The organism is Bordetella genomosp. 13 (assembly GCF_007679965.1).
Classification (GTDB): domain Bacteria; phylum Pseudomonadota; class Gammaproteobacteria; order Burkholderiales; family Burkholderiaceae_B; genus Bordetella.
On the sequence record NZ_VEHL01000001.1, the window covers coordinates 1 to 25,767 of the forward strand.

General features: G+C 67.4%; 32 protein-coding genes, 1 tRNA gene and 1 pseudogene. 3 read left to right on the forward strand and 31 right to left on the reverse strand.

From position 1 onward, the window contains the following. On the forward strand, window positions 1-456 hold a 456-nt coding region (locus tag FS845_RS00005), incomplete at its 5' end, for an integrase core domain-containing protein (protein ID WP_144629659.1). Window positions 457-622: 166 nt separating this feature from the next. Here the strand turns inward: FS845_RS00005 and FS845_RS00010 are convergent. The 6 genes from FS845_RS00010 to petA form a co-directional block, all read right to left on the reverse strand. Next, window positions 623-698: transfer RNA gene (locus FS845_RS00010), tRNA-Thr, on the reverse strand. Between the two features lie 91 nt (window positions 699-789). Then, the gene (locus FS845_RS00015; RefSeq protein WP_144629661.1) at window positions 790-1,251 is read right to left on the reverse strand and encodes a ClpXP protease specificity-enhancing factor; all 462 of its coding nucleotides are present in this window, start codon (window positions 1,249-1,251) and stop codon (window positions 790-792) included. Window positions 1,252-1,253: 2 nt separating this feature from the next. After that, window positions 1,254-1,865, reverse strand: a complete 612-nt coding sequence (locus FS845_RS00020) for a glutathione S-transferase N-terminal domain-containing protein (RefSeq protein WP_144629663.1) — start codon at window positions 1,863-1,865, stop codon at window positions 1,254-1,256. 173 nt (window positions 1,866-2,038) lie between these two features. Continuing rightward, window positions 2,039-2,887: a cytochrome c1 gene (locus FS845_RS00025; protein ID WP_144629665.1), complete on the reverse strand. Its 849-nt coding sequence runs from the start codon at window positions 2,885-2,887 to the stop codon at window positions 2,039-2,041. A gap of 23 nt (window positions 2,888-2,910) precedes the next feature. Next, entirely contained in the window at window positions 2,911-4,299 is a 1,389-nt protein-coding gene (locus tag FS845_RS00030; protein WP_144629667.1) for a cytochrome b, read from the reverse strand. A gap of 70 nt (window positions 4,300-4,369) precedes the next feature. Next, a complete protein-coding gene (gene petA / locus FS845_RS00035; RefSeq protein ID WP_144629669.1) occupies window positions 4,370-5,014 on the reverse strand; it encodes a ubiquinol-cytochrome c reductase iron-sulfur subunit in 645 nt (214 codons plus the stop codon). 221 nt (window positions 5,015-5,235) lie between these two features. On the opposite strand from petA, the gene mscL reads away from it, so the two are divergent. Continuing rightward, entirely contained in the window at window positions 5,236-5,688 is a 453-nt protein-coding gene (mscL, locus tag FS845_RS00040) for a large conductance mechanosensitive channel protein MscL (protein ID WP_144629671.1), read from the forward strand. 21 nt (window positions 5,689-5,709) lie between these two features. On the opposite strand, the gene FS845_RS00045 is transcribed toward mscL, so the two are convergent. Next, a complete protein-coding gene (locus FS845_RS00045; protein ID WP_144629673.1) occupies window positions 5,710-6,486 on the reverse strand; it encodes a Nif3-like dinuclear metal center hexameric protein in 777 nt (258 codons plus the stop codon). An 18-nt stretch (window positions 6,487-6,504) separates the two neighbouring features. On the opposite strand from FS845_RS00045, the gene FS845_RS00050 reads away from it, so the two are divergent. Continuing rightward, a complete protein-coding gene (locus FS845_RS00050) occupies window positions 6,505-7,686 on the forward strand; it encodes a trypsin-like peptidase domain-containing protein (RefSeq protein WP_144629676.1) in 1,182 nt (393 codons plus the stop codon). A 113-nt stretch (window positions 7,687-7,799) separates the two neighbouring features. Here FS845_RS00050 and FS845_RS00055 read toward each other — a convergent pair whose 3' ends face one another. From FS845_RS00055 to FS845_RS00175, 24 genes and pseudogenes are all read right to left on the reverse strand, one after another. Then, a complete protein-coding gene (locus FS845_RS00055) occupies window positions 7,800-8,204 on the reverse strand; it encodes a helix-turn-helix transcriptional regulator (protein ID WP_313960310.1) in 405 nt (134 codons plus the stop codon). Between the two features lie 79 nt (window positions 8,205-8,283). Beyond that, entirely contained in the window at window positions 8,284-9,084 is an 801-nt protein-coding gene (tatC, locus tag FS845_RS00060) for a twin-arginine translocase subunit TatC (RefSeq protein WP_144629683.1), read from the reverse strand. A gap of 355 nt (window positions 9,085-9,439) precedes the next feature. Continuing rightward, window positions 9,440-9,728: pseudogene (gene tatB, locus FS845_RS26920) on the reverse strand (Sec-independent protein translocase protein TatB); the annotation flags it as partial. Between the two features lie 76 nt (window positions 9,729-9,804). After that, window positions 9,805-10,035: a Sec-independent protein translocase subunit TatA gene (gene tatA / locus FS845_RS00070; protein ID WP_144629687.1), complete on the reverse strand. Its 231-nt coding sequence runs from the start codon at window positions 10,033-10,035 to the stop codon at window positions 9,805-9,807. Between the two features lie 16 nt (window positions 10,036-10,051). Beyond that, the gene (locus tag FS845_RS00075) at window positions 10,052-10,420 is read right to left on the reverse strand and encodes an HIT domain-containing protein (RefSeq protein WP_144629689.1); all 369 of its coding nucleotides are present in this window, start codon (window positions 10,418-10,420) and stop codon (window positions 10,052-10,054) included. Between the two features lie 11 nt (window positions 10,421-10,431). Continuing rightward, on the reverse strand, window positions 10,432-10,779 hold the full coding sequence (locus FS845_RS00080) for a phosphoribosyl-ATP diphosphatase (RefSeq protein ID WP_144629691.1): 348 nt from the start codon (window positions 10,777-10,779) through the stop codon (window positions 10,432-10,434). Further along, a complete protein-coding gene (gene hisI, locus FS845_RS00085) occupies window positions 10,776-11,186 on the reverse strand; it encodes a phosphoribosyl-AMP cyclohydrolase (protein ID WP_144629693.1) in 411 nt (136 codons plus the stop codon). Before hisI ends, FS845_RS00080 begins: the two co-directional genes overlap by 4 nt. After that, on the reverse strand, window positions 11,183-11,980 hold the full coding sequence (hisF, locus tag FS845_RS00090) for an imidazole glycerol phosphate synthase subunit HisF (protein ID WP_144629695.1): 798 nt from the start codon (window positions 11,978-11,980) through the stop codon (window positions 11,183-11,185). Before hisF ends, hisI begins: the two co-directional genes overlap by 4 nt. Continuing rightward, entirely contained in the window at window positions 11,977-12,717 is a 741-nt protein-coding gene (hisA, locus tag FS845_RS00095) for a 1-(5-phosphoribosyl)-5-[(5-phosphoribosylamino)methylideneamino]imidazole-4-carboxamide isomerase (protein WP_144629697.1), read from the reverse strand. The genes hisF and hisA overlap by 4 nt, the downstream gene beginning before the upstream one ends. Window positions 12,718-12,799: 82 nt before the next feature. Further along, complete coding sequence (hisH, locus tag FS845_RS00100) at window positions 12,800-13,474, reverse strand: imidazole glycerol phosphate synthase subunit HisH (protein ID WP_144629699.1); 675 nt, start codon at window positions 13,472-13,474, stop codon at window positions 12,800-12,802. 49 nt (window positions 13,475-13,523) lie between these two features. After that, a complete protein-coding gene (hisB, locus tag FS845_RS00105) occupies window positions 13,524-14,111 on the reverse strand; it encodes an imidazoleglycerol-phosphate dehydratase HisB (protein WP_144629701.1) in 588 nt (195 codons plus the stop codon). A gap of 1 nt (window position 14,112) precedes the next feature. Next, window positions 14,113-15,210, reverse strand: a complete 1,098-nt coding sequence (gene hisC, locus FS845_RS00110) for a histidinol-phosphate transaminase (RefSeq protein ID WP_144629703.1) — start codon at window positions 15,208-15,210, stop codon at window positions 14,113-14,115. Further along, window positions 15,207-16,511 carry a histidinol dehydrogenase gene (hisD, locus tag FS845_RS00115; RefSeq protein WP_144629705.1) on the reverse strand — a complete coding sequence of 435 codons (1,305 nt, stop codon included), beginning with the start codon at window positions 16,509-16,511 and terminating at the stop codon, window positions 15,207-15,209. The genes hisC and hisD overlap by 4 nt, the downstream gene beginning before the upstream one ends. 121 nt (window positions 16,512-16,632) lie before the next feature. Further along, window positions 16,633-17,304: an ATP phosphoribosyltransferase gene (gene hisG / locus FS845_RS00120; RefSeq protein WP_144629708.1), complete on the reverse strand. Its 672-nt coding sequence runs from the start codon at window positions 17,302-17,304 to the stop codon at window positions 16,633-16,635. After that, window positions 17,301-18,569 carry a UDP-N-acetylglucosamine 1-carboxyvinyltransferase gene (gene murA, locus FS845_RS00125; RefSeq protein ID WP_144629710.1) on the reverse strand — a complete coding sequence of 423 codons (1,269 nt, stop codon included), beginning with the start codon at window positions 18,567-18,569 and terminating at the stop codon, window positions 17,301-17,303. The genes hisG and murA overlap by 4 nt, the downstream gene beginning before the upstream one ends. Further along, on the reverse strand, window positions 18,569-18,814 hold the full coding sequence (locus FS845_RS00130) for a BolA family protein (protein ID WP_186332108.1): 246 nt from the start codon (window positions 18,812-18,814) through the stop codon (window positions 18,569-18,571). Before FS845_RS00130 ends, murA begins: the two co-directional genes overlap by 1 nt. 2 nt (window positions 18,815-18,816) lie before the next feature. Beyond that, window positions 18,817-19,623 carry an ABC transporter permease gene (locus FS845_RS00135; RefSeq protein WP_144629714.1) on the reverse strand — a complete coding sequence of 269 codons (807 nt, stop codon included), beginning with the start codon at window positions 19,621-19,623 and terminating at the stop codon, window positions 18,817-18,819. After that, entirely contained in the window at window positions 19,620-20,429 is an 810-nt protein-coding gene (locus FS845_RS00140) for an ABC transporter ATP-binding protein (RefSeq protein WP_186332109.1), read from the reverse strand. The genes FS845_RS00135 and FS845_RS00140 overlap by 4 nt, the downstream gene beginning before the upstream one ends. A gap of 360 nt (window positions 20,430-20,789) precedes the next feature. Continuing rightward, complete coding sequence (locus FS845_RS00150) at window positions 20,790-21,428, reverse strand: phospholipid-binding protein MlaC (protein WP_144629720.1); 639 nt, start codon at window positions 21,426-21,428, stop codon at window positions 20,790-20,792. Window positions 21,429-21,464: 36 nt separating this feature from the next. Further along, window positions 21,465-22,262, reverse strand: coding sequence for a VacJ family lipoprotein (locus FS845_RS00155; RefSeq protein ID WP_144629722.1), 798 nt, complete (start codon window positions 22,260-22,262; stop codon window positions 21,465-21,467). 55 nt (window positions 22,263-22,317) lie between these two features. Further along, entirely contained in the window at window positions 22,318-22,827 is a 510-nt protein-coding gene (gene mlaD, locus FS845_RS00160; RefSeq protein ID WP_144629724.1) for an outer membrane lipid asymmetry maintenance protein MlaD, read from the reverse strand. 19 nt (window positions 22,828-22,846) lie between these two features. Further along, the gene (gene mlaE / locus FS845_RS00165) at window positions 22,847-23,626 is read right to left on the reverse strand and encodes a lipid asymmetry maintenance ABC transporter permease subunit MlaE (RefSeq protein WP_144629726.1); all 780 of its coding nucleotides are present in this window, start codon (window positions 23,624-23,626) and stop codon (window positions 22,847-22,849) included. Then, entirely contained in the window at window positions 23,623-24,453 is an 831-nt protein-coding gene (locus FS845_RS00170; protein WP_144629728.1) for an ABC transporter ATP-binding protein, read from the reverse strand. The genes mlaE and FS845_RS00170 overlap by 4 nt, the downstream gene beginning before the upstream one ends. A gap of 241 nt (window positions 24,454-24,694) precedes the next feature. Next, window positions 24,695-25,678, reverse strand: coding sequence for a Bug family tripartite tricarboxylate transporter substrate binding protein (locus FS845_RS00175; protein WP_144629730.1), 984 nt, complete (start codon window positions 25,676-25,678; stop codon window positions 24,695-24,697). Between the last annotated feature and the right edge of the window lie 89 nt (window positions 25,679-25,767).

Consider the following 25,767-nt stretch of genomic DNA (forward strand, 5'->3'; position numbering starts at 1 on the left):
GCGGGCTGGGAGTACGCCCATGTGGCCATTGACGATCACTCGCGGCTGGGCTTCGTGCAGATGCACCCAAACGAGGGGAAAGACTCAGCGGTTGCGTTTCTGCGAGCTGCTGTGGCCCACTACGCGGCTCTGGGCGTAAATATCAAACGCCTGATCACGGACAATGGCTCGGCGTATCGTTCCGGCCTGTTCGCCAAGACCTGCCTGGCTCTGGGTATCAAGCACACCTTCACCCGGCCTTACCGGCCCCAGACCAACGGCAAGGCTGAGCGGTTCATCCAGACCTGTCTGCGCGAATGGGCTTATGGTCGGACCTGGAACACCAGCGACGAGCGCTGTGACTGGCTACCGGCGTTCCTGGCCTACTACAACATCCGACGGCCTCACTCTGCCCTCGGATACAACCCTCCTGCCTCCAGGCTCGGGGTAAACAACCTATTGAAACTCGACATCTAGGTGCCGCTGGACAGGGCATAGCCGTTGTCGGGCGCCCCCCCACTTCATGGCCAGGGCATCTTCGTCCGCGCCGTGCAAAAAAAGGTTTTTCGACGTCTTCCGACTGTCTGGGCTGTCTGGCGGATGCGTGGCAGCACGAGAGGCTGGTTCGAGCCAGGTGACCACGTGGTGCCGGTGAAAGGAATCGAACCCTCGACCTTCTCATTACAAGTGAGCTGCTCTACCAACTGAGCTACACCGGCACGGCCCGCCGTGCGTTGCGCACGGCGAGGGGATTGCATTGTATGGGAAAGACGCCGCCGCGGTCATGCCGCGGCGGGTGTCATCCGCTGATCACTTCACGATCGTCAGGCGAGGCCGCTTGGGCTCGTCGTCGTCGGGCGAATCGCCGTCGGCCGATTCCGCCAGTGCCGCCTCGGACGGGGGCACCGACGACAGGGCCGCCGCCGAATCGTCCTCGGGCGCCTCGGCCGCAGGCTCGTAGGCCTGCACCTCGAAGCCCATGCCCGCGCCCGTCTCGCGCGCGTAGATCGCGCTGACGTTCGACACCGGCACCAGCACGTTCTCCGTGACGCCGCTGAAGCGGGCCTGGAACTCGATGAACTCGTTGCCCAGCACCAGCTTGTTCGTGGCCAGCGTGCCCACGTTCAGCGTGATCTGGCCGTCGCGCACGTGTGCCAGCGGGACCAGCGTGTGCGCGTCGACCTGGACGGTGATGTACGGGGTGTAGCCGTTGTCGGTACACCACTCGTGCAACGCCCGGATCAGATAGGGTTTGGTCGACGTTTCGCCCATGATCAGCGACGCATGACCTTTTCGGACGGGGTCAGCGCTTCGATGTAGGCCGGGCGCGAGAAGATGCGCTCGGCATATTTCTGGATGGGAGCGGCGTTCTTGGGCAGCTCGATGCCGTAGTGGTCCAGGCGCCACAGCAGCGGGGCCACGGCCACGTCCAGCATGGAGAATTCTTCGCCCAGCATGTACTTGTTCTTCAGCAGCATGGGAGCGAGCTGGGCCAGGCGGTCGCGGATGTGCTGGCGGGCAACGACCATCTTCTTGTCATCGGGCTTGGCCGAGCGGTCTTCCAGCGTGGAGACGTGGATGAACAGCTCTTTCTCGAAGTTGTACAGGAACAGGCGGGTGCGCGCGCGCATGACCGGATCGGCCGGCATCAGCTGCGGGTGCGGGAAGCGCTCGTCGATGTATTCGTTGATGATGTTCGACTCGTACAGGATCAGATCGCGCTCGACCAGGATGGGCACCTGACCGTACGGGTTCATCACCGAGATGTCCTCAGGCTTGTTGTACAGGTCGATGTCCCGGATCTCGAAATCCATGCCCTTTTCGAAAAGCACGAAGCGGCAGCGTTGCGAAAAGGGGCACGTGGTCCCGGAGTAGAGCACCATCATGGTGGTAAGTCCTTGTATGAAAAGCGAAAGGCCAGCGGCCTAGTCTAGCGGCCGCTGGCCCGGAATTCCAGGCTTGGGCAGGGGTCTTTGCCCTGCGCCTTTGCGTCGAAATCAGTCGGCGCGCACCCATGGGGCGCACGCCGGATTGGGCCAAACCGGATGTTTTAGCAGATTTAGCGTACGTGTTTCCAGTAGGACGCGTTCAAACGCCACGCGATCACGAAGAAAACACCCAGGAAAAGCAGCACCCAGACGCCCAGTTCGCGGCGCTGCCGCTGGGCGGGTTCGGCCATCCAGGACATGAAACCGGTCAGGTCGGCCATGTCGCGGTCGTAGGCGGCCGTCTGCGCCGGGTTGAGGGACTTGAAGCGCGTCTCGACGCTGCCATGGCCATGGTAGTCGGCCACCGCCTCGGTCTTGGCGGTGGCGTAGCCCTGCGCATCGTACACCGTGGTGACGCGTTCCCAGGCGTGCGTGCCGTCCTTGCCCTCGACCTGGTGCAGGGCCACGGTGGTCAGTTCGCGCGGACCCTGGCGTTCCCACAGCACGTGCGGCATGCCCACGTTGGGAAACACCAGGTTGTTCCAGCCGGTGGCCTTGCTGCTGTCCCGGTAGAACGTGCGCAGGTAGGTGTAGATGTAGTCGGCGCCCGTGGGGCCGGCGTTGATCGACTTGGCGCGCGCGATCACCGACAGGTCGGGCGGCGTGGTGCCGAACCAGCGCTTGGCGTCAGCCGGCGTCATGGCGATGTGCATCAGGTCGCCGACCTTCTCGCCGGTGAACAGCAGGTTGGCCTTGATCTGGTCGTCGGTCAGGCCGATTTCCGCCAGCTTGTTGTAGCGCATGGAATTGGCGCTGTGGCAGTTCAGGCAGTAGTTGACGAACAGCTTGGCGCCGTTCTGCAGGGCGGCCAGGTCGTTGATGCGATCCGGCGCCTTTTCCAGGTGGTAGCCGCCCTCGGCGGCATAGGTGGCGGTGCACGTGAGCATCAACGCTACGGCACCGATCAGCTTCTTGATCATGGTCGTTTCGTCCTGTCGTGGGCTCAGTGGGCGTGGAAGGTGACGCGCGCGGGCACGGGCTTGAAGGTGCCGATGCGGCTCCACACGGGCATCAGGAAGAAGAAGCCCAGGTAGATCAGCGTGCCGGCCTGCGACATCAGGTTGAACACGTCGCTGGGCGGTTGCGTGCCCAGGTAGCCCATGATCAGGAAGTTGACGATGAAGATGCCGTAGAACCACTTGTGCCACGTGGGCCGGTAGCGGATGGACTTGACCGGCGAGTGGTCGAGCCACGGCAGGAAGAACAGGATGACGACCGCGCCGCCCATGGCAACCACGCCCCAGAACTTGGCATCGATGCTGCGCAGCAGGACCGCCACCACGACCAGCGCGACCGGGAACACGATGCGCCAGATGCCCTTCAGTCCGCCGCGCAGGAACAGCGCAATCGCGCCCAGCACCGCGGCGCCCGCCAGCACCCACGTGAACTCGTCGGTGGTGGCGCGCAGCATGGAGTAGAACGGCGTGAAGTACCAGACCGGCGCGATGTGCGGCGGGGTCTTCAGCGCGTCGGCGGGAATGAAGTTGTTGAACTCGAGGAAGTACCCGCCCATCTCGGGGGCGAAGAACACGATGGCGGCGAAGACGATGAGGAAGCCTGCCACGCCGACGATGTCGTGCACCGTGTAGAACGGGTGGAAAGGGATGCCGTCGGCCGGGCGGCCGTACCTGTCCTTCGGGCCCTCCTTGATCTCGACGCCGTCGGGATTGTTGGAACCGACTTCGTGCAGCGCCACCAGGTGGGCCGCGACCAGGCCGACCAGCACCAGCGGGATGGCGATGACGTGGAACGAGAAGAAGCGGTTGAGTGTCGCGTCCGAGACCACGTAGTCGCCGCGGATCCAGATCGACAGTTCAGGGCCGATGAAGGGAATGGCCGAGAACAGGTTCACGATGACCTGGGCGCCCCAGTAGGACATCTGGCCCCAGGGCAGCAGGTAGCCGAAGAAGGCCTCGCCCATCAGACAGAGGAAGATCGCCACGCCGAAGATCCATACGAGTTCGCGCGGCTTGCGGTACGAGCCGTAGAACAGGCCGCGCAGCATGTGGAGATAGACCACCACGAAGAACATGGAGGCGCCGGTGGAATGCATGTAGCGCACCAGCCAGCCCCACGGGACCTCGCGCATGATGTATTCGACGGATTCGAACGCGCGTTGCGCATCCGGCTTGTAGTGCATCACCAGGAAGATGCCGGTGAGGATCTGGATGACCAGCACCAGCAGCGCCAGCGATCCGAAGAAATACCAGAAGTTGAAATTCTTGGGCGCGTAGTACTCGGAAAGATGCGCCTTCCAGGTGGAGGAAGCCGGAAAACGCCGGTCCAGCCAACCCAGCAAACCCGTTGTCTCGACAATCTTATCGCCAGCCATCACGGCTCCTTTTTTATACGTGGCGTACTGCTATGCGTCCGTCGGGGAAGAAACAGGGCGGCGCGCCGCGCTACGCCTTGTTCTCTTCGTCCACGCCGACGATGATGCGGGTGTCGCTCAGGTACTGATAAGGGGGGACTTCCAGATTGTCTGGAGCTGGCTTGTTGCGATAGACGCGCCCTGCCAGGTCGAAGGTCGAGCCGTGGCAGGGGCAGAGGAATCCGCCTTCCCAACTGCTGGGCATGCCGGCGCCGCCGCCGGTCTCGAAATGGGGCGTGGGCGAACAGCCCAGGTGGGTGCAGATGCCCACGCAGACGAATAGCTCGGGCTTGCGCGAGCGGGTTTCGTTCTTGGCGTATTCGGGGGTGAAGCCGGGGCGGTCCGACTTGGGATCGGCCAGCAGGCCGTCCTGCGACGCGAGGCCCTTGATCTGGTCGTCGGTGCGGCGGATGATCCAGACGGGCTTGCCCCGCCATTCGACGGTGCGCATCTGGCCGGGGGCGAGATCGCCGACGTCGACTTCGACCGGGGCGCCCGCTGCGCGGGCCCGCTCGGACGGTGCGAATGTACTGACGAAAGGTACTGCGGCGGCAACGCCTGCGAAGCCGCCGGCTGCACAGGCTGTCGTTACCCAAAAGCGACGCGACGGGTCGGGCGGCAGCGTGGGATCCACTGCGCCGTCGTCATCGTGCACCAACAACGTGTCCTGACTCATTGTCTTCCCTTCCTCGTGGATGCGCCTGTTCTTCTACTCGGATCAGGCTTGCAGCAAACTTAGGTACTGGCACGTGTTACACCATAGCAACCGCATATTATATGCTTCAGCAGGTCTGTATCCAGCACTATGACGGCGGCTGGGTCTCGCGCGGCAGGCACGGCCTTTGCTGGCGGACGCCCGGCAGTACTTTTTTCAGGCAGTCATCTCTAGGAGTAGGCATGAGCTCGTCCAAAGGGTTTTTTCACGAATTCCGCGAATTCGCCGTCAAGGGCAGTGTCGTCGACCTCGCGGTCGGCGTGATCATCGGCGCGGCGTTCGGCAAGATCGTCGACTCGATGGTCAAAGACATCATCATGCCGTTGGTGAACTTCCTGGTCGGCGGCTCCGTCGACTTCACCAACAAATTCCTGGTCCTGTCCGCGCCGCCCAACTACACGGGCCCGCAGACCTATGCCGACCTGACCAAGGCGGGCGCCACGGTGCTGGCGTGGGGCAACTTCCTCACCATCCTGATCAACTTCATCCTGCTGGCCTTCGTGATCTTCCTGATGGTCCGCGGCATCAATGCGGCCCGCCGCCGCCACGAGGAAGCGCCGGCGCCGGCCAAGCCCGTGCCGCCGCCCGAGGACGTCGCGCTGCTGCGCGAGATCCGCGATCTGCTGAGGAAATAAGCACTTGGCGGCCGCGCCGCGTCACACGGGATTGTCGATGTCGACGAACTCGACGCGGATGCCGAACTGCTTCGCCACGGCGTCGCCCAGCGCCTGGATGCCGTAGCGCTCGGTGGCGTGATGGCCCGCCCCGACGAACCCGGTGCCGGTCTCGCGCGCCAGGTGCACGGTGGGTTCCGAGGCTTCGCCGGTGATGTAGGCGGTGGCTCCGGCCTCGATGGCGTCGGCCAGCATGCCTTGCGCGGCGCCCGTGCACCATGCGATGCGGCCCAGCGGCTGTTGCGCGTCGCCCACCACCAGGGGCGCGCGATCCAGCCGTTCGGCCACGCGTGCCGCCAGGTCGCCGAGCGTGTTCAGTCCGGGCGCGCGGCCCAGCCAGATCAGGCCATCGGGACCGCAGGTCTGGGGCTGGTCGCCGGCCATGTCGGGCTGCAGGCCCAGGATGCGCGCCAGTTGGGCGTTGTTGCCCAGTCGCGGATGCGCGTCCAGCGGCAGGTGGTAGGCGAACAGGTTCAGGCCATGGGCCAGCGTCAGGGCCAGGCGGGTGCGGCGCGGGCCGCGCACGCGAGGGTCTTCGTTCTTCCAGAACCAGCCGTGGTGTACCAGCACGGCGTCGGCATTGCGTTCGATCGCGGCGCGTAACAGCGCCTCGGAAGCCGTGACGCCGGTGATAATGTGGCCCGTGCGTTCCCGGCCTTCGACCTGCAGGCCGTTGGGGCAGTAGTCTTTGAAGCGCGCCGCCTGCAGCGTGCCGTCCAGCCAGGCGGCCAGCTCGCGGGTCTCGATCGTAGTCGTCATGTCGTTCCTGTGGGGATCATGCGTCGCCTTTGGCTGATATTCGCCCAGGCTGTCACCGTCAGTCTGGCCATTTTATTCGTCGTCACCACGCTGCGCCCCGACTGGGTGCGGCTGGGATCGCCGCCTGCCGCCCCGGCGGCGCAGGTGCCGGTGCCGGTGCCCGTTTCACCGCTGCCGCCCGTGGCGTCGCCCAAGCAGTCGTCGTTTTCGTACGCCGAGGCGGTGGCGCGCGCCACGCCGTGGGTGGTGAACGTGTACACCGCCAAGCACGTCGAGGTGCCGCTGATGCCCATGCCCGACGACCCGGTGCTGCGCCAGCTGTTCGGCCAGATGCCGGGCATGAGCCGGCGCCAGGCGGCGTCCAGCCTGGGATCGGGCGTGATCGTCAGCGCGGGCGGCTACGTGCTGACCAACTACCACGTGGTCGAGGCCGCCGATTCCATCGAGGTGGCGCTGTCCGACGGCCGCAAGGCGACCGCGAAGGTGGTGGGTGCCGATCCCGATACCGACCTGGCGGTACTGAAGGTGGGCGCGGGCCTGGGCGAGTTGCCGGTGGCCGAGATCGCGCAGAACAGCCCGCTGCGCGTCGGCGACGTGGTGCTGGCCATCGGCAATCCGTTCGGCGTGGGCCAGACCACCACGCAGGGCATCGTGTCGGCGCTGGGCCGCAACGGCCTGGGCATCAACACCTACGAGAACTTCATCCAGACGGACGCGGCCATCAATCCGGGCAATTCGGGCGGCGCGCTGATCGACGCGCAGGGCAACCTGGTGGGCATCAACACCGCGATCTATTCCGAAACGGGCGGATCGCTGGGCATCGGCTTCGCCATTCCCATCGAGGGCGCGCGGCGCGTGATGGACGAGATCATCCAGAGCGGCGCCGTCAAGCGCGGCTGGCTGGGCGTCGAGCCGCAGGACATCACCCCCGAGCTGGCGCGCGCGTTCAACCTGCCGCGCGACACGCGCGGGGTGATCATCGCGGGCGTGCAGCGCAATGGACCCGCCGGCCGCGGCGGGCTGAGGGTGGGCGACATCGTGCGGCGCATCGACGGCACGCAGGTGGCGGACACGGCCACCATGCTGGCGATGATCGCGGCGCTGCCGCCGGGCGAGACGTCCACGCTGGACGTACTGCGCGCGGGCAAGGCGCTGTCCGTGAAGGTGAAGGTAGGGACGCGTCCGACCCGGCCGCGTTGAGGCGGCTGGGGCGCCCTCAGGCTGTCTCGGGCGCTCTCAGGCGTCGATAGGCTTGCATGGCCGGTCGTGCGGCCGAGTGGTCTGCATCGGCCTCGTGAGGGCGCGATGATCGCCTAGCCCCGGGCCTGCTCGTCGGCGATCAGGCGCACCACCGCCACGATCTTCCTGCGCGCATCGGCGGGCAGGCGCGCCATCAATACCCGGATTTCCGCGTCGTAGCCGTCGGTGGATGCGACGGCGTGCGGCGGCGCCGTCGCGCCCGGCTCGCCTTCGAGCCAGGCGGGCGTGATGTCCAGCGCGTGCGCCAGGCGCTGGATGGTGCGCCGCGCGGGCATGTAGGTATCGTCGCATTTGAGTATGCGATGGATGGTGGGCTGGGCGACCCCCGAGATGCGTGCCAGCTGGGTCTGGCTTTTGATTCCGCGCCATCGCATCTGGGCGCGCAAACGGTAGGCGAGCGACATGCGTGCAATGTACGGTTGCAGGCAGGGCGCGACAAGGGTGAAAGCGTCCCACATTTATCTGCGTGTCTGTCGTGCCTCCATGACGACGATGGCGGCCAAAATGGCCGCCATCGTCGTCATGGGCAGATCAGGATCAGTGGCGTTCGCTCAGCGCGTCGCTGCCTTCCCCGTCGGTGCTGCCGCTGTTTCTTGGCGTGACCAGGCGGGCGCATAGCAATCCCACCTCGAACAGCAGGCACAGCGGCACGGCCAGCATGAACTGGCTGACCACGTCGGGCGGCGTGACCACCGCGGCGATGATGAAGGCGCCGACCACCACGTAGCCGCGCATCGTGCGCAGCTTGGCCAGTTCGACGATGCCCATCTTGACCAGCAGCACCACGGCCACCGGCACCTCGAAGGTGATGCCGAAGGCCATGAACATGGTCATGACGAAGCTGAGGTAGGCCTCGATGTCGGGCGCGGGCGTGATCGACTTCGGCGCGAAGCTTGCGATGAAGTGGAAGACCGTGCGGAACACGAAGAAGTAGCAGAACATCATCCCCAGGATGAACAGCAGCGTGCTGGAGACGATCAGCGGCAGGGCCAGCCGTTTCTCGTGGCGGTACAGGCCGGGGGCGACGAAGGCCCAGGCCTGGTACAGCACGATGGGCAGCGCGATGACGAACGCAGCCATCATCGTGACCTTGATCGGCACCATGAAGGGCGTGATGACGCCCGTGGCGATCATGGTGGTGCCCTGGGGCAGCGACGACAGCATGGGCTGGGCCAGCACGTCGTAGATGGCCGAGGCGCCGGGGTACAGGAACAGCACGATGAAGACCGCGATGACGCTGCCGCCTGCGCGGATCAGGCGGCTGCGCAGCTCGACCAGATGGGAAATGAAGCTTTCCTCGGGCTGCTCTTGGTCTGCGTTGGGGGCGTGCTGGCTCACGTGGGGGTACCGGTAGGCGGTGGGTTCTTGGGCGCGGGCGCCGGTGCCGCGGGGGCGTCGGCAGGCATCGGCGCGGCGGCGGGGCTGGCGGTCGCGGAAGGCGCCGTGGGGGCGGCCGACACTGCGGCAGCGGCAGGCGCCGCAGCAGGCACGGCCGCTGCGGGGGCGTTGTCTGACACCACCGCAGCGGCCGCCGGCGCCGCCGCCACCGAGGGCGAAGGCACGGGCTGCGCGGCCGGCTCGGCGGGCGGGTTGGTCTCGAGCGCTTCCTTCACTTCCTGGGCGGCGCTGGATACCGACGCCTGGGCTTCGTGGATGGTGGCGGCCGCCGCTGCCTTGACTTCCTGCGAGGTGGTGCCGAGGTCGGCGCGGATGCTTTGCTCGGCGCTGCGCAGCGAGTTCTCGGTGTCGCGCAGCGTGTTCTGCATGTCGCTTGCGGCCGCGTCCATGTTCTCCTTGAACTTGCGCAGCTCGTCGAGCTCGATCTCGCGCTGGATGTCGGACTTGACGTCGTTGACGTAGCGCTGTGCGCGTCCCAGCAGGTGGCCGACCGTGCGGGCGACCTTGGGCAGGCGTTCTGGGCCGATGACCACCAGCGCGACCACGCCGATGATCAGCAGCTCGGTGAAGCTCACATCAAACATGCGGCAGCCGATTGAAAGAGAAAACGGAAACGGCCAGGCTCAGGCGCCCGGCCGGCAGGATGACTGGCCGCCGGAATCAGGAGCGAGTCTTTTCGCGGGCGTCGACGTCGATCGTGTCGTCGGCCACGCGGTTCTGGGCGACCTTTTCCTGCGTCGTGGGTTCGCTGGAGGCGTCCTTCATGCCTTCCTTGAAGCCCTTGACGGCGCCACCCAGGTCGCCGCCGATGTTGCGCAGTTTCTTCGTGCCGAAAACCAGCGCGACGATGACCAGAACGATCAACCAATGCCAGATGCTGAAGCTGCCCATGGAAGTTCTCCGTGAATTAGGCGTTGACGGCCACGCGCCCATGCCAGGGCTGCGGACCACCGAAGTTGTGGAAATGCAGAGAGGGGACTTCCTGGCCGCCGTCCACGCCGGAATCGGCCACCCGCGCAGGCCCGCTGTCGGGGCCTGGCCTGCAACCGTTTTCGGCTGCCGGCCGGAAGGCCAATCCGGCCATTTTACCCAACCAGCCGGCGTCGTCGGAACCGATGTCCTGCAGGGAAACCCGATGGCGGCGCCCGATGGACGGCAAGTGCGCGGACGCGGCGGGGCGAATGTCGTGGAGGCCGGCGCAATCGCCGCCCTCGCAGACGCGTTTCGCCGGAATGCCGCCACGCACGGTCTTGCAGAAAATACAGGTGTCGCTCATCAAGTGACCGTTCAGTCGGCCGGTCGCCGCGCTTTTTCTTCCAGGCCGGAAAGGCCTTCGCGGCGGGCCAATTCGGCCAGTACGTCCTCGGGGCTCAGATTGTAGTAAGCGAGCATGACCACGCTGTGAAACCAGAGGTCGGCTGTCTCGTTAATGATACGGTCGCGCTCGCCGTCCTTGCCGGCCATGACCAGTTCGGTGGCCTCTTCCCCGATCTTCTTCAGGAAGGCATCGGGGCCCTTCTTCAGCAGCTTGGCCACGTACGAGGTGGCCGGGTCGCCCCCGCGGTCGGGATGGCGCGCGGCCACGGTGGCAGCCAGGCGCGCCAGGATGTCGGCGGAAGTGAGGGCGTCGGTCATTTGTAGATCAGCTCGGGGTCTTTCAGGACGGGGTCGACCGTACTCCATTGGGCCTGGTCGGCCGTGCCTTCGAGGCGACGATAGAAGCAGCTGGCACGGCCGGTGTGGCAGGCGATGCCGCCGTCCTGGTGCACCTTCAGCAGCACCACGTCGCCATCGCAATCCAGGCGCAGCTCGTGCACGTGCTGCATGTGGCCCGACTCTTCGCCCTTGCGCCACAGGCGGTTGCGCGAACGCGACCAGTACACGGCGCGGCCGGTGGCGGCCGTTTCGGCCAGGGATTCGCGGTTCATCCAGGCCACCATCAGGATCTGGCCGTTTTCGGCATCCTGGGCGATGGCGGGAATCAGGCCCTTGTCGTCGAAGACGACGTCGGCCATCCACGTGGGGACGTTGGTGAGGCTCATGCTTGATCCATTCGGACGGTGATGCCGCGGTCGGCCATGTAGCGCTTGCACTCGCCCACGGTGTGCTGGCCGAAGTGGAAGATGCTGGCGGCCAGCACCGCGCTGGCGCGGCCGGTGGTGACGCCGTCGGCCAGGTGTTCCAGGTTGCCCACGCCGCCCGAGGCGATGACGGGCACCGGCACGGCATCGGACACCGCGCGCGTCAGCGCCAGGTCGAAGCCCGACTTGGTGCCGTCGCGGTCCATGCTGGTCAGCAGGATCTCGCCTGCGCCGTAGGCGGCCATGCGGCGCGCCCACGCCACGGCATCCAGGCCGGTGGCCTTGCGGCCGCCGTGCGTGAAGACTTCCCAGCGCGGCGCCTGGCCTTCGGCCACGGGCACCCGGCGGGCATCGATGGCCACCACGATGCATTGCGAGCCGTGGTAATCGGCCGCGGCGCGCACCAGCTCGGGATTGGCCACGGCGGCGCTGTTGATGCTGATCTTGTCGGCGCCCGCGTTGAGCAGGCGCTGCACGTCGGAGACCTGGCGCACGCCCCCGCCCACCGTCAGCGGAATGAAGACCTGCGACGCGACCTGCTCGATGATGGGCAGGATCAGGTCGCGGCCGTCGCTGGTGGCGGTGATGTCCAGGAAGGTGAGTTCATCGGCGCCCTGTTCGTCGTAGCGGCGCGCGATCTCGACCGGATCGCCCGCGTCGGCCAGGTTGACGAAGTTGACGCCCTTGACCACGCGTCCCGCGGTGACGTCCAGGCAAGGAATGATGCGGCGGGTCAGTGCGTTGGCGGTGCTCATTGCGTGAGTTCGTCGGCCCGGGCCTGCGCGGCCTGGAAGTCGAGCGTGCCTTCGTAGATGCTGCGGCCGAGGATGGCGCCCTCGACACCTTCGGATTCGACCGCGCACAGCGCCTCGATGTCCTGGATGCCGGCGATGCCGCCCGATGCGTAGACGGGAATGCGGACGTGCTGCGCCAGGCGGACCGTGGCTTCGACGTTGACGCCCGACAGCATGCCGTCGCGGCCGATGTCGGTGTAGATGATGGCCTCGCAGCCGTAGTCCTCGAACTTCTTGGCCAGATCGAGCACGTCGTGGCGGGTGAGCTTGCTCCAGCCGTCGGTGGCGATCTTGCCGTCGCGGGCGTCCAGGCCGACGATGATGTTGCCGGGGAAGGCGCCGCAGGCGTCGTGCAGGAAGCCCGGATTCTTGACCGCGGCCGTGCCGATGATGACGTACGAGATGCCGGCGTCGAGATAGCGCTCGATGGTGTCGAGGTCGCGGATGCCGCCGCCGATCTGCACGGGGATTTCGCCGTCCAGCGCGTCGAGGATGGCCTTGATGGGCGCTTCGTTGAGGGGCTTGCCGGCAACGGCGCCGTTCAGGTCGACCAGATGCAGGCGTCGTGCGCCGCGCTCGAGCCATTGGGTGGCCATGGCGGCGGGGTCTTCGGAGAACACCGTTGCATCGTCCAGGTCGCCCTGGCGAAGGCGCACGCAGCGCCCGTCTTTGAGATCGATGGCGGGGATCAGCAGCATGGTCGTGAGTGTATGTGCGAGCTTGAAAAGCGGTTGAGATGCCCTGGCCGGGACAGCGGGGAAGGCCGGTGTCCGAGGGGGGTCAGGGATTCCAGTCTACAAAATTGCGATACAGCCGCAAACCGTGCTCGGCGCTCTTCTCGGGATGGAATTGCACCGCGAAAATGTTGGCGGCGGCCACGGCGCAGGTAAATGCGAAGCCATAGTCGCTTTCGCCCACGGTGAGCGCCGGATCGGCCGGCGCCGCGTAATAGCTGTGGACGAAGTAGAAATGCGTGTGGTCGGGAATGCCTGCCCACAACGCATGAGAGCGCGTCTGGCGGACTTGGTTCCAGCCCATGTGCGGCACCTTCAGGTGCTCTTGCCGGTCGGCGGGCACGGCGCCCTCGCCTTCGCCGGTGACCGGCGCGGCGAACTGTTCGCCCACGAAGCGGCGCACCGTGCCGGGAAACACCGACAGGCAGGGGGTATCGCCCTCTTCGCTGAGGTCGAACAGCATCTGCTCGCCCACGCACACGCCCAGCAGGGGCTTGTTGCGCGCGGCGCGCAGCACGGCCTCGCGCAGGCCGGACTGGTTCAGCGTACGCATGCAGTCGGGCATGGCGCCCTGTCCGGGAAAGACGACGCGGTCGGCCGCGTCGATCTCGCTGGCCTGGTTGCAGATGCGGATGTCGGCGTCGGGGGCGGCGAATTTCAGGGCGCGCGCGACGGAATGGAAGTTGCCCATTCCATAGTCGACGATGGCGATGGTGCTCACGGGTTCGGATGCGTACGTAGTGTGTGGAGGGAGCCGCGCGGGGCGCGGCTTACAGCACGCCCTTGGTGGACGGCACGACGCCGGCCATGCGCGGGTCGACCTCGGCGGCCATGCGCAGCGCGCGGCCGAAGGCCTTGAAGACGGTTTCGCACTGATGGTGCGCATTGAAGCCGCGCAGGTTGTCGATGTGCAGCGTCATCAGGGCGTGGTTGACCAGGCCCTGGAAGAATTCGCGGGTGAGGTCGACGTCGAAGTTGCCGATGCGCGCCCGCGTGAAATCGATGTGGTATTCCAGGCCGGGACGGCCGGAGAAGTCGATGACCACGCGCGACAGCGCTTCGTCCAGCGGCACGTAGGCGTGGCCGTAGCGGCGCAGGCCCTTCTTGTCGCCGATGGCCTGCGCGATGGCCATGCCCAGCGTGATGCCGACATCCTCGACGGTGTGGTGGTCGTCGATGTGCAGGTCGCCATCGCAATGGATGTCCATGTCGATGAGGCCGTGGCGCGCGATCTGGTCGAGCATGTGGTCCAGGAAGGGCACGCCGGTGGCGATGGTCTGCTTGCCGGTGCCGTCCAGGTCGATCGCGACGCGGATGCGCGTCTCGTTGGTATTGCGGGTGATTTCTGCGGTGCGCATGTCAGTGACTCAGGATGTCTTGCAAGGCGGCCAGCAAGGCCGCGTTCTCGTCGGGGGCGCCTACCGAGATGCGCAGGCATCCGTTGAGCAGCGGATGAGCCGACGAGAAGTTTTTTACCAGTATTTTGCGCGTTTTCAGTTCCAGATGCACGGCGTTTGCGTCTTTCTTGCCGGAAAAGCGTGCAAGAAGGAAGTTTGCGGCACTGTCGTGCACGTGGACGCCCGGCAAAGCGGCCAGCGCGGCGGCCAGGGGGCCGCGGTCGGCCCGCAGGCGGGCGGCCTGTTCGTCCAGCAAGGCCTTGTGCGGCAGCACCGCGCGCAGGGCGGCCTGGACCAGCACGCCCAGGTTGTAGGGCGGGCGCACCTTGTCGATCTGGGCGATCCAGTCGGGGTGGCCGGCCAGGTAGCCGAAGCGCAGCCCGGCCAGGCCGATCTTGGACACCGTGCGCAGCACCACGGCGTGGGGCAGATCGGCGGCGCGGGGCATCCAGGTGCTGCCGGCGAACGGCTGGTAGGCCTCGTCCAGCACCACCAGGCCGGGTGCCGCGTCCAGGATGGCCTGCACGTCGGCGTCGCGCCACAGGCCGCCGGTGGGGTTGTTGGGCAGCGCCAGGAAGACGACCTTGGGCCGGTGCAGGGCGATGGCGGCCAGCATGGCGGGCAGGTCGAGCTGCAGCGCGGCCGTCAGCGGCACGCCGACGAAGCGGGCGTGCGACAGGCGCGCCGCGATGTCGAAATAGACGAACGAGGGCCAGGGCGACAGCACCACGTCGCCGGGCTCGCAGCAGGCCTGGATGACCAGGTGGATGAGTTCGTCGGACCCGTTGCCGAACAGCAGGCCGGCTGCGTCGGGCACGCCGAAGGCCTGGCGCACCAGGCCGCCCAGCACGGACAGGTCGCCCTCGGGGTAGCGGTTCAGCGAGGCGGCGGCGACGGCGGCGGCGACCTCGGCCCGCACGGCCTCGGGCAGCGTGTAGGGCGATTCCATCGCGTCGAGCTTGATGCAGCCCGTGGCGTCGGGAACCGGATAGGCCTGCCGGGCGCGGACGCCGGCTCGTACCGTCTGGGCGATACGGCCGGATGCCGGGTCGGCGTTCATTCGGTATCGAGCCGGTATTGCGCGCTGGCGGCGTGCGCCTGCAGGCCCTCGCCCAATGCCAGTTCGGCTGCGATCCGGCCCAGCGTCTGCGCGCCCTGGCGCGAGACCTGGATCAGGCTGGAGCGCTTCTGGAAGTCGTACACGCCCAGCGGCGACGAGAAGCGCGCGGTGCGGGACGTGGGCAGCACGTGGTTGGGGCCGGCGCAGTAGTCGCCCAGCGATTCGGAGCTGTAGCGGCCCATGAAGATGGCGCCGGCGTGGCGGATCCTGGCCGTCCAGACCTCGGGCTGCTCGGTGGAGATCTCCAGGTGCTCGGGCGCGATGTCGTTGGCGATGGCACAGGCTTCCTCGAGGTCGCGCACGAGGATGAGCGCGCCGCGGTTGGCCAGGCTGGCGCGCAGGATGTCGACGCGCGGCATGGTGGGCAACAGGCGCGCGATGGCGGCCTCGACCTCGTCGATGAAGGCCGCGTCGGGGCACAGCAGGATGGACTGGGCGAGTTCGTCGTGCTCGGCCTGCGAGAACAGGTCCATGGCGATCCAGTCGGCGGGCGTCTTGCCGTCGCAGATGACCAGGATTTCGCTGGGGCCGGCGATCATGTCGATGCCGACCACGCCGAACACGCGGCGCTTGGCGGCGGCGACGTAGGCATTGCCCGGGCCGACGATCTTGTCCACGGTGGGCACGGTGGCGGTGCCGTAGGCCAGCGCGCCGATGGCCTGCGCGCCGCCGATGGCGAAGACGCGGTCGACGCCGCCGATGGCGGCCGCGGCCAGCACGATGGGGTTGCGCACGCCGTCGGGCGTGGGCGTGACCATGACGACCTCGGGCACGCCGGCGACCTTGGCCGGGATGGCGTTCATCAGCACCGAGGACGGATACGCCGCCTTGCCGCCGGGCACGTACAGGCCGACACGGTCCAGCGGGGTGATCTGCTGGCCCAGCAGGGTGCCGTCGGCGTCGGTGTAGGACCAGGTTTCACCGCGCTGGTGCTCGTGATAGGCGCGCACGCGGTCGGCGGCGGCTTCCAGCGCGTTGCGCTGGGCGGCCGGCAACGCAGCCAGGGCCGCATGCCATTCGGACTTGGGAATTTCCAGGGCTTCTACCGAATCGGCCGGCACGCGGTCGAATCGATGGGTGTACTCGAGCAGCGCGGCGTCGCCGCGCGTGCGTACGTCGGCCAGGATGCCGGCGGCGGCGCGATCGATGGATTCGTCCTCGCCGGCTTCGAAAGCCAGCAGCTTGGACAGGGCGGAAGCGAACCCAGGGTCGCGGGAGTCGAGACGAGTGATCAAAGCCATGGCGTCATGGTAATGCAAACAGGCCCCGGAACAGCCGGGGACCAAGGGTGAATACGACTGCGGATACTACGGCTGCGGCAACTACGTAGAACCTACTTGACCGAAGGCGCGAGGCGCCCCGTCATTCGCCGCGTGCGGCCGCCCGTTCGAACGCGTCCAGCAGCGGCTGCAGCCGCTCGCCGCGCGTCTTCAGCGAGGCCTGGTTGACGATCAGGCGCGACGAGATCGGCATGACGTCTTCCACGGCCACCAGATCGTTGGCGCGCAGCGTGCCGCCGGTGGAGACCAGGTCGACGATGCAGTCGGCCAGCCCGACCAGCGGCGCCAGTTCCATCGAGCCGTACAGCTTGATGATGTCGGCGTACACGCCCTTGCCGGCGAAGTGCTCGCGCGCGGCACGCACGTACTTGGTGGCCACGCGCAGGCGCGCGCCCTGCCGCACGGCGGCCTGGTAGTCGAACCCGTTGCGCACGGCCACGCACAGGCGGCAGCGGGCGATGTTCAGGTCGATCGGCTGGTACAGGCGGCCGGGCTGCTGGTCGGCATGCTCGATCAGCACGTCCTTGCCGGCGATGCCCAGGTCGGCCGCGCCGTACTGCACGTAGGTCGGCACGTCGGTGGCGCGCACGATGATCAGGCGCAGGCCAGGATCGCTGGTGGGCAGGATCAGCTTGCGCGAGCTTTCGGGATTCTCGGGCACGTCGATGCCGGCCTCGGCCAGCAGCGGCAGGGTTTCCTCGAAGATGCGACCCTTGGACAGCGCCAGGGTCAGGGGCGCTCCCGCGACCATCATTTGGACTCCTTGCCGTCCAGGCGTTCGATCGTGGCGCCCAGGGCGCGCAGCTTGTTTTCCATGCGGTCGTAGCCGCGGTCCAGGTGGTAGACGCGGTCGACCACCGTGTCGCCCTCGGCGGCCAGGCCGGCGATGACCAGGCTGGCCGAGGCGCGCAGGTCGGTGGCCATGACGGACGCGCCCGACAGCCGCTTGACGCCGCGCACCACGGCGGTGTGGCCGTCGATGTCGATGTCCGCGCCCATGCGGCGCAGTTCCTGCACGTGCATGTAGCGGTTCTCGAAGATGTTCTCGACGATGACCGCGGTGCCTTCGGCCACTGTGTCCAGCGCCATCAGCTGCGCCTGCATGTCGGTGGCGAAGCCGGGGTATTCGTGGGTGCGGAAGCCCACGGCGCGCGGGCGGCCGGTCATCGTGCCGCGGATCCAGTCGGGGCCGGTTTCCAGCTGCACGCCGGCCTCTGCCAGCTTGTCCAGCGTGGCGCCCATGGTCTCGGGGGCGGCGTTGCGCAGCATGACGTCGCCGCCGGTGGCGCCCACCGCGCACAGGAAGGTACCGGCCTCGATGCGGTCGGGGATGACGCTGTGCTCGGCGCCATGCAGGCGCTCGACGCCTTCGATGACGATGCGGTCGGTGCCGTGGCCCTGGATCCGGGCGCCCATCTTGATCAGCAACTCGGCCAGGTCGACGACCTCGGGTTCGCGCGCGGCGTTCTCCAGCACGGTGCGGCCCTCGGCCAGCACGGCGGCCATCAGCAGGTTCTCGGTGCCGGTGACGGTGACCATGTCGGTGCGGATCGAGGCGCCCTTCAGGCGCGTGGCGCGCGCGACGATGAAGCCATGCTCGATGCTGATGTCGGCGCCCAGCGCCGCCATGCCCTTGATGTGCTGGTCGACCGGCCGCTGGCCGATGCCGCAGCCGCCCGGCAGGCTGACGCGGGCCTCGCCGAAGCGGGCCAGCAGCGGGCCCAACACCAGTACCGAGGCGCGCATGGTCTTGACCAGCTCGTAGGGCGCTTCGACCTTCTCGACCTTGTCGGCCTGCACCACCGCGCCGCCGTTCTCGTCGCGCTCGGCGCGCACGCCCATCAGGCGCAGCAGCTTCAGGGTGGTGTGGATGTCGTTCAGGCGCGGCACGTTGTGCAACTTCACCGCGTCGGCGGTGAGCAGGCCCGCGCACAGGATGGGCAGCGCCGCGTTCTTGGCGCCGGAAATGGCGATCTCGCCGTTCAGCGGCTTGCCGCCGGTGATGCGCAGCTTGTCCATCAGGCGCCTGCCTTGGCGTATTCGCCGGGAGTGAGGGTGCGCATCGACAGCGCGTGGATTTCGGCCTTCATGCGGTCGCCCAGCGCCGCGTAGACCAGCTGGTGCCGGGCGATCAGGCGCTTGCCTTCGAAGGACGCGCTGACGATCAGGGCGTCGAAATGCTGGCCGTCGCCCTGCACGTCGAGATGGTCACAGGGCAGGCCCTGGGCGATGTAATCGCGCACCTGTTGCGGGGTGGGAAGCATGGTCAATTCCTGAGTTTGTAGCCGCTGCCCAGCAGGCGCAGCGCGTATAGCGTCAGTGCCGCGAACACCCCCGCCACGACCGCCAGGCTGTGCCAGGGCGAAACGTCGGAGACGGAGAAAAAGCCGTAGCGGAAGCCGTCGATGGTGTAGAAGATGGGATTCCAGTGCGATACGGCCTGCCAGAAAGGCGGCAAGGTATGAATGGAGTAGAACACGCCGGACAGGAAGGTGGCCGGCATGATCAGGAAGTTCTGGAACGCGGCCAGCTGGTCGAATTTCTCGGACCACAGCCCGGCCACCAGGCCCAGCACGCCCATGATGCCGCAGGCCATCACCGCGAACACCAGCACCCACAGCGGGTGCGCGGGCACCAGCCGCACGAAGCACAGCGCCACCAGCCACACGCACAGGCCCACCGCCAGGCCGCGCGCCACGGCGGCCAGCACGTAGGCCCCGAAGATCTCGCGGTGGGACAGCGGCGGCAGCAGCACGAACACCAGGTTGCCGGTGATGCGGCTCTGGATGAGCGACGACGACGGGTTGGCGAACGCGTTCTGCAGCATGCTCATCATCATCAGGCCGGGGATGAGGAAGGCCGTGTACGGCACGGTGTCGTAGACCACCACGCGGTCTTCGAGCACGTGGGCGAACACCAGCAAGTACAGCAGCGCCGTGATGACGGGGGCCAGGATGGTCTGGAAGCTGACCTTCCAGAAGCGCAGCAATTCCTTGCGCAGCAGCGTCGGGAAGCCCGAGCCGGCATCCAGCTTGGGCTGGACCAGGGGTTTGGACGGGGCGGGGGCGGTCACGTCGTCAGTCCTTCGGGTTTCAGGGCGGTGACCGGGTCATCCTGATGCATGATGCGCACGAAGGCGTCTTCCAGGTCGACGCCGCCCACGCGCGCCAGCAGCGCCTGCGTGGTGTCCAGGGCCACGATGCGGCCGCCCTTGAGCATGGCGATGCGGTTGCACAGCGCTTCGGCCTCTTCCAGGTAGTGCGTGGTCAGCATGATGGTGTGGCCGGCGCGGTTCAGGCGCGAGATGAACTCCCACAGCGTGCGGCGCAGGTCGACGTCGACCCCGGCGGTGGGCTCGTCCAGCACGATGACCGGCGGACGGTGCACCAGGGCCTGCGCCACCAGCACGCGCCGCTTCATGCCGCCCGACAGGGCGCGCATGTTGGTGTCGGCCTTGTCGGCCAGCCCCAGGTTGTAGAGGATCTCGTCGATCCAGTCGTCGTTGCGGCGCAGGCCGAAATAGCCGGACTGGATGCGCAGGGTCTCGCGCACCGTGAAAAAAGGGTCGTACACCAGTTCCTGCGGCACCACGCCCAGCGCGCGCCGCGCCGACTTGTAGTCGGCGATGACGTCGTAGCCGCAGACGCTGGCCGTGCCCTGCGTGGCGTGCGCCAGGCCGGCCAGGATGGAGATCATGGTGGTCTTGCCGGCGCCGTTGGGGCCGAGCAGGCCGAAGAATTCGCCGTGCTCGACCTGCAGGCTGACGTCGTTCAGGGCCTGGAAATCCTTGCCGGCGGGGCGGCGGCCCAGCAGCTTCTTCCAGCCGGGCTGACGCGCGGTGTAGATCTTGGAGACGTGTTCGAGACTGACGGCGGACATAAGGCGGGGTGGCCCGGAGGGGCCCGGGCTGCCAACGGGCATGCCGGACGAGGCCGACCATTATATAAGCGTCAGCCTGACGGCTTGCGCGCACCGCCCGGCGCGGGGCCGAAGGCGCAGCGTGGGGGCCCCTTTTGCCGCCGGGCCGCCCCAAGGCAAAAGCGCCCCCTTGGGGGGCAGCAAGCCGAAGGCGCGGCGTGGGGGCCCCTTTTGCCGCCGGGCCGCCCCAAGGCAAAAGCGCCCCCTTGGGGGGCAGCAAGCCGAAGGCGCGGCGTGGGGGCCCCTTTTGCCGCCGGGCCGCCCCAAGGCAAAAGCGCCCCCTCGGGGGGCAGCAAGCCGAAGGCGCGGCGTGGGGGGCCTTTATTTATTTCGCTGGTTCAGCGCGTTGATCAGCCCGTCGATGCCGTTCTGGTTGATCTGCTGCGCGAACTGGTTGCGGTAGTTCTCGATCAGCCAGATGCCTTCGACGTTCAGGTCATAGATGCGCCAGCCCTGGCCACCTTCCTTGCCCAGTCGGTAGTCGACCTGCACGGGCTGGTTGTTGGACTGGGTGATGGTCGAGCGCACGACCACGTCGTCGGCCTTGGCGTCGCCGCGGAACGGCAGCAGCTTGACGGCGGTGGAGTTGTCGGCCTTGGCCAGCGCGCCGCTGTAGGTGCGGATCAGCGTGCCGCGGAAGGCGTCGGCCAGCGCGGTGCGTTGCTGCGGCGTGGCCTGGCGCCAGTAGCGGCCGGCGGCCAGGCGCGTGGTCTTCTGGAAGTCGACGTACGGCAGGATGTGCTGGTCGACGACCTGGTTGATGCGGTTGATGTCGCCGGACTTGATGGTGGGGTCGGCGCGCAGCACGGCCAGCGCTTCGTTGGCGGCCGTCAGCACGAACTGGTCGGGAGGGCCGTTCGGATTCGGCTTGGCGCCCTGGGCTTGCACGGCGGCGGCGGCGGCCATCAGGCTGCAGGCCAGGAACAGGCGTTGCATCAGGCGGGAAACGTAATACGACATGGAGACTCCTGGTTGCGGGCGGCAAGCCGCCCGGTGTTACTTGGCCGGCGCGGGCACCGGCGCGGCCGCGGGGGCGGCGGCGGGCGCGTCGGCGTCCTCGTCGATGCTGTAGTCGGGCAGGTTGGCATCGCTGCCCGGCTTGGCACCGCGGACCATCGCGGCGCGGCGCTGCAGATAGGCGTCGCGCACGAAGCTGTAGGGATCCAGCGCCACGCGGTCGACCGTGTCGGTGGCGTCCAGCAGGCTGGCGCGCGTGTCGACCACTTCCAGGCCCCACAGCGAATTGCGCAGGCGGACGTTGTCGATCTCGCGTACCGACACCACGTTGCCGGCCCAGTCGCCCACGCGGCCGACGCCGTCGCGCACCGTGCTGGGACCCAGCAGCGGCAGCACCAGGTAAGGGCCCTGGCCGATGCCCCACACGCCCAGCGTGGTGCCGAAATCATTGGGGATCTTGTTCGCGCCGTTCATGGAAGCGACGTCGATGCAGCCGCCCAGGCCCATGGTGGAGTTGAACAGGAAGCGGCCCAGGGTGTTGACGGCGTCATGGCCGCGGCCCTGCAGCATGCTGTTGGCCGCGCCCCAGACGTCGCCCAGGTTGCTGAACATGTTGTGCACGCAGCTCTGCACCGGATCGGGCGTGACGTAGTCGTAGGCCTGCGCGACCGGCTTGAACAGGCCGCGGTCGACCGTGTCGTTGAACTTGTACACGCCGCGGTTGAAGCCTTCCCACGGATCGCTCGGGTTCGGATTCTGGCCGGTGGTGGCGCAACCCGCCAGCATGGCGGTGGCGAGGGCAGCGGCGGCAAAGCGGGGATTGACGGTTTTTTTCATGAGTGTTCTTGAGGTCGATGGCCCGCGGTTGCGGCGGCGGGCGCTGCCGTACTCGTCAGTTCTGCGGGGCGGCCGGCGGGGGCGGCGTATCGCCGTCGGCGGACGCGCCCTGCTTCTCGGCGGTGCCGTACAGGAATTTGCTGATCAGCTGTTCCAGCACGACGGCGCTTTGTGTATAGCGGATTTTGCCGCCATCCGCAAAATTCTCGTCTTCCGCGCCGGGCACCAGGCCCAGGTATTGCTCGCCCAGCAGGCCCGACGTCAGGATGGACGCGGAGGAGTCCTTGGGGAATTCGAAGCCCGTGTCCATGTCCAGCGAGACCACGGCCTGGAAGGTCTGGTTGTCGAAGCCGATGGCGGCCACCCGGCCCACCACCACGCCGGCGCTCTTGACGGGCGCGCGCACCTTCAGGCCGCCGATGTTGTCGAAATTGGCGGTCAGGTGATAGGTGGGCTTGAACGAGAAGGTGCTGAGGTTGCCGGCGCGCAGGGCCAGGAACACCAGCGCGGCCGCGCCCAGCAGCACGAACAGTCCTACCCAGAAATCGGTTCTTGCACGAGACATGATCGGGGAATCCGTAAGTTCAATTGCCAAACATCAGGGCGGTAAGCAGGAAATCGAGGCCCAGCACGGCCAGCGAGCCCGCCACCACGGTACGGGTGGTTGCGCGCGCCACCCCTTCCGGGGTGGGCCGGGCCTGCCAGCCCTCGTACAGGGCGACCAGGGTGACCGTGACGCCGAACACCAGGCTCTTGATGACGCCGTTGGCCACGTCCTTCCAGACGTCCACGCCGCTTTGCATCTGCGACCAGAAGGCGCCCGAGTCCACGCCGATCAGCACCACGCCGACCAGCCAGCCGCCCAGGATGCCCACCATGGAGAACACTGCGGCCAGGACCGGCATGGCGATGATGCCGCCCCAGAAGCGGGGCACCAGCACGCGGCGAATGGGGTCCACGGCCATGACTTCCATGGCCGAGATCTGCTCGCCGGCCTTCATCAGGCCGATCTCGGCCGTCAGGGACGTGCCGGCGCGGCCGGCGAACAGCAGCGCCGTCACCACCGGGCCCAGCTCGCGCACCAGCGACAGGGCCACCAGCAGCCCCAGCGCCTCTTCGGAACCATAGCGGTTCAGGGTGTAGTAGCCCTGCAGGCCCAGCACGAAACCGACGAACATGCCCGAGACGGCGATGATCAGCAGCGAATAGTTGCCGATGAAGTGCACCTGCTGCGACACCAGCCGGGGACGGCGCAGCGCGATGCCGCTGCGGGCCACCAGGGCGCACAGGAAGCGGGCGAAATAGCCCACGCCGCCGATGCGGTCGCGGGCCCAGCCGCCGACGGCGCTGATGGGATTGCTCATTTCTTGTGTCCCTGCTGCTTGGCCAGCCAGGCCTGGAACGCGGGCGTGTCGGGATAGCGGAACGCCACCGGGCCGTCGGGGGCGCCGTCCAGGAACTGGCGCACGTAGGGGTCTTGCGACTCGGACAGCGTCTGCGGCGGTCCCGAGGCGGCCAGGCGGCCCTGGCCGACCAGATAGACCTGGTCGGCGATGGCGAAGGATTCCTGCACGTCGTGGGTGATCAGCACCGAGGCGCAGCCCAGACGGTCGGACAGGTCGCGGATCAGGCGGGCGGTGATGCCCAGCGAGATGGGGTCCAGTCCGGCGAAAGGCTCGTCATAAAGGATGAGTTCGGGTTCGAGCACCACGGCGCGGGCCAGCGCCACGCGCCGCGCCATGCCGCCGGAGATCTCGGACACCTTCAGGTGGGCCGCGCCGCGCAGCCCCACGGCGTCGAGCTTGTCCAGCACGCGTTCGAGGATCTCGCCCTCGTCCAGCGCAGTGTGTTCGCGCAGCGGGAAGGCGACGTTCTCGAACACGTCCAGGTCGGTGAACAGCGCGCCCTGCTGGAACAGCACGCCCATGCGCTTGCGCAGGTCCCGCAGGCCCGCCGCCGGCAAGCCGGCCAGTTCGGTGCCGAAGACCTGCACCGAGCCCGACTGGGCGGCGATCTGGCCCGTGGCCGCGCGCAGCAGCGTGGTCTTGCCCGAGCCCGATCCGCCCATGATGGCCACGACCTGGCCGGCATGGACCTGCATGCTGATGCCACGGAGCACAGTGAAGTCTCCGTATCCCAGGTCCACGTTTTTCAGGGACAGGACGAGTTCCGAGCGGATGGAAGGGGGCATAGGCAATGTGGGTTCTGCGGGGCGCGCGCAGGGCGCACGCCCGGCGAAAGCGTGCGCCATTGTAGCTGGTCGCCCAAGGGGCTCCGTTGAAAGCGTCAGTAATGGAACAGTGACAATTTGCGTACAGCGGGGGGCGGTGCGCATTTGCCCATGACGCGCTTCGAGACTAGAGCAGGCGCTTTAAGACGAGGTTAAAGAAAGGGCCGGCAAGCCGGCCCGTTGTAGCGCCCGGAAGCCTTATTTATTGCAGGGTTATATTGCCGGCCTTGATGACCTTGGCCCACTTGTCGGTCTCGGCGGCGATGAAGGCCCCGAATTCCTCCGGCGTGCCGCCGCCGGCCTGGCTGCCCGTGTCGGCGATGGCCTTCTTCACGTCGGGTTCCTGCAGGATGCGGTTGAACTCGGCGTTCAGCTTGGCGATGATGGGCGCGGGCGTGCCGGCCGGGGCCACGATGCCCTGCCAGTTGTACGACTCGAAGCCCGGCAGGCCCGACTCGGCCATGGTGGGCAGGTCGGGCAGCACGTCCAGGCGCTTGGCGGACGTGACGGCGATGGGGTGGATCTTCTTGCCCTGGATGGCCGGCAGCGCCGAATAGCCCATCTCGAACATCATGGTCAGGTGCCCGCCCATCAGGTCGGTGGCGGCCAGGTTGCCGCCCTTGTACGGCACGTGGACGATGTCGATGCCGGCCTGCTCGCGGAACATCTCGCCCGACAGGTGATGCGCGCCGCCCACCCCGGACGAGCCGAAGTTGAGCTTGCCCGGGTCCTTCTTGGCCAGCGCGATCAGTTCCTGCAGGTTGCTGACCTTCAGCGTGTTGTTCACGCTGAGCACCAGCGGGCTGTTCTCGATCAGGATGATGGGGGCCAGATCCTTGCGCGGGTCGTACGGCATGTCGCGCATCAGGGTGGGATTGACGGCCATGGGCGCCAGGTTGCCCGTGCCGATGGTGTAGCCGTCGGGCGCCGCCTTGGCGATCAGGTTGGTGCCGATGACGCCGCCGGCCCCGGCCTTGTTCTCGATGACGATGGGCTGGCCCAGGGAGTCGCCCAGCTTGCGCGCCAGCAGGCGCACCCGCGTGTCGGCGAAGCCGCCGGGGGCGTAGGGCACGATCATGGTGATGGGCTTGCTGGGCCAGTTGCCGGAGGACTGGCCGTGGGCGGCCGTGGCGATCAGCGAGGCGCCGGTCAGGACGGCGGCGAGGATGGCGCGGGGGGTGCGCATGCGAGCATCTCCTTATAGGTTTATGCCCGCATTATGCGCGACGCGGGCGGGGTGCAACACCCCGCCCGCGCCATAAGGTCACGCCGTTG

What these genes read in the sequence shown, in the direction of transcription:
- FS845_RS00015 (WP_144629661.1), bottom strand. Translation starts at nt 1,251, where the DNA reads ATGGGCGAAACGTCGACCAAACCCTATCTGATCCGGGCGTTGCACGAG.
- FS845_RS00020 (WP_144629663.1), bottom strand. Translation starts at nt 1,865, where the DNA reads ATGATGGTGCTCTACTCCGGGACCACGTGCCCCTTTTCGCAACGCTGC.
- FS845_RS00025 (WP_144629665.1), bottom strand. Translation starts at nt 2,887, where the DNA reads ATGATCAAGAAGCTGATCGGTGCCGTAGCGTTGATGCTCACGTGCACC.
- FS845_RS00030 (WP_144629667.1), bottom strand. Translation starts at nt 4,299, where the DNA reads ATGGCTGGCGATAAGATTGTCGAGACAACGGGTTTGCTGGGTTGGCTG.
- petA (WP_144629669.1), bottom strand. Translation starts at nt 5,014, where the DNA reads ATGAGTCAGGACACGTTGTTGGTGCACGATGACGACGGCGCAGTGGAT.
- mscL (WP_144629671.1), top strand. Translation starts at nt 5,236, where the DNA reads ATGAGCTCGTCCAAAGGGTTTTTTCACGAATTCCGCGAATTCGCCGTC.
- FS845_RS00045 (WP_144629673.1), bottom strand. Translation starts at nt 6,486, where the DNA reads ATGACGACTACGATCGAGACCCGCGAGCTGGCCGCCTGGCTGGACGGC.
- FS845_RS00050 (WP_144629676.1), top strand. Translation starts at nt 6,505, where the DNA reads ATGCGTCGCCTTTGGCTGATATTCGCCCAGGCTGTCACCGTCAGTCTG.
- FS845_RS00055 (WP_313960310.1), bottom strand. Translation starts at nt 8,204, where the DNA reads ATGTGGGACGCTTTCACCCTTGTCGCGCCCTGCCTGCAACCGTACATT.
- tatA (WP_144629687.1), bottom strand. Translation starts at nt 10,035, where the DNA reads ATGGGCAGCTTCAGCATCTGGCATTGGTTGATCGTTCTGGTCATCGTC.
- FS845_RS00075 (WP_144629689.1), bottom strand. Translation starts at nt 10,420, where the DNA reads ATGAGCGACACCTGTATTTTCTGCAAGACCGTGCGTGGCGGCATTCCG.
- FS845_RS00080 (WP_144629691.1), bottom strand. Translation starts at nt 10,779, where the DNA reads ATGACCGACGCCCTCACTTCCGCCGACATCCTGGCGCGCCTGGCTGCC.
- hisI (WP_144629693.1), bottom strand. Translation starts at nt 11,186, where the DNA reads ATGAGCCTCACCAACGTCCCCACGTGGATGGCCGACGTCGTCTTCGAC.
- hisF (WP_144629695.1), bottom strand. Translation starts at nt 11,980, where the DNA reads ATGAGCACCGCCAACGCACTGACCCGCCGCATCATTCCTTGCCTGGAC.
- hisA (WP_144629697.1), bottom strand. Translation starts at nt 12,717, where the DNA reads ATGCTGCTGATCCCCGCCATCGATCTCAAAGACGGGCGCTGCGTGCGC.
- hisB (WP_144629701.1), bottom strand. Translation starts at nt 14,111, where the DNA reads ATGCGCACCGCAGAAATCACCCGCAATACCAACGAGACGCGCATCCGC.
- hisC (WP_144629703.1), bottom strand. Translation starts at nt 15,210, where the DNA reads ATGAACGCCGACCCGGCATCCGGCCGTATCGCCCAGACGGTACGAGCC.
- hisD (WP_144629705.1), bottom strand. Translation starts at nt 16,511, where the DNA reads ATGGCTTTGATCACTCGTCTCGACTCCCGCGACCCTGGGTTCGCTTCC.
- hisG (WP_144629708.1), bottom strand. Translation starts at nt 17,304, where the DNA reads ATGATGGTCGCGGGAGCGCCCCTGACCCTGGCGCTGTCCAAGGGTCGC.
- murA (WP_144629710.1), bottom strand. Translation starts at nt 18,569, where the DNA reads ATGGACAAGCTGCGCATCACCGGCGGCAAGCCGCTGAACGGCGAGATC.
- FS845_RS00130 (WP_186332108.1), bottom strand. Translation starts at nt 18,814, where the DNA reads ATGCTTCCCACCCCGCAACAGGTGCGCGATTACATCGCCCAGGGCCTG.
- FS845_RS00140 (WP_186332109.1), bottom strand. Translation starts at nt 20,429, where the DNA reads ATGTCCGCCGTCAGTCTCGAACACGTCTCCAAGATCTACACCGCGCGT.
- FS845_RS00150 (WP_144629720.1), bottom strand. Translation starts at nt 21,428, where the DNA reads ATGTCGTATTACGTTTCCCGCCTGATGCAACGCCTGTTCCTGGCCTGC.
- FS845_RS00155 (WP_144629722.1), bottom strand. Translation starts at nt 22,262, where the DNA reads ATGAAAAAAACCGTCAATCCCCGCTTTGCCGCCGCTGCCCTCGCCACC.
- mlaD (WP_144629724.1), bottom strand. Translation starts at nt 22,827, where the DNA reads ATGTCTCGTGCAAGAACCGATTTCTGGGTAGGACTGTTCGTGCTGCTG.
- mlaE (WP_144629726.1), bottom strand. Translation starts at nt 23,626, where the DNA reads ATGAGCAATCCCATCAGCGCCGTCGGCGGCTGGGCCCGCGACCGCATC.
- FS845_RS00170 (WP_144629728.1), bottom strand. Translation starts at nt 24,453, where the DNA reads ATGCCCCCTTCCATCCGCTCGGAACTCGTCCTGTCCCTGAAAAACGTG.
- FS845_RS00175 (WP_144629730.1), bottom strand. Translation starts at nt 25,678, where the DNA reads ATGCGCACCCCCCGCGCCATCCTCGCCGCCGTCCTGACCGGCGCCTCG.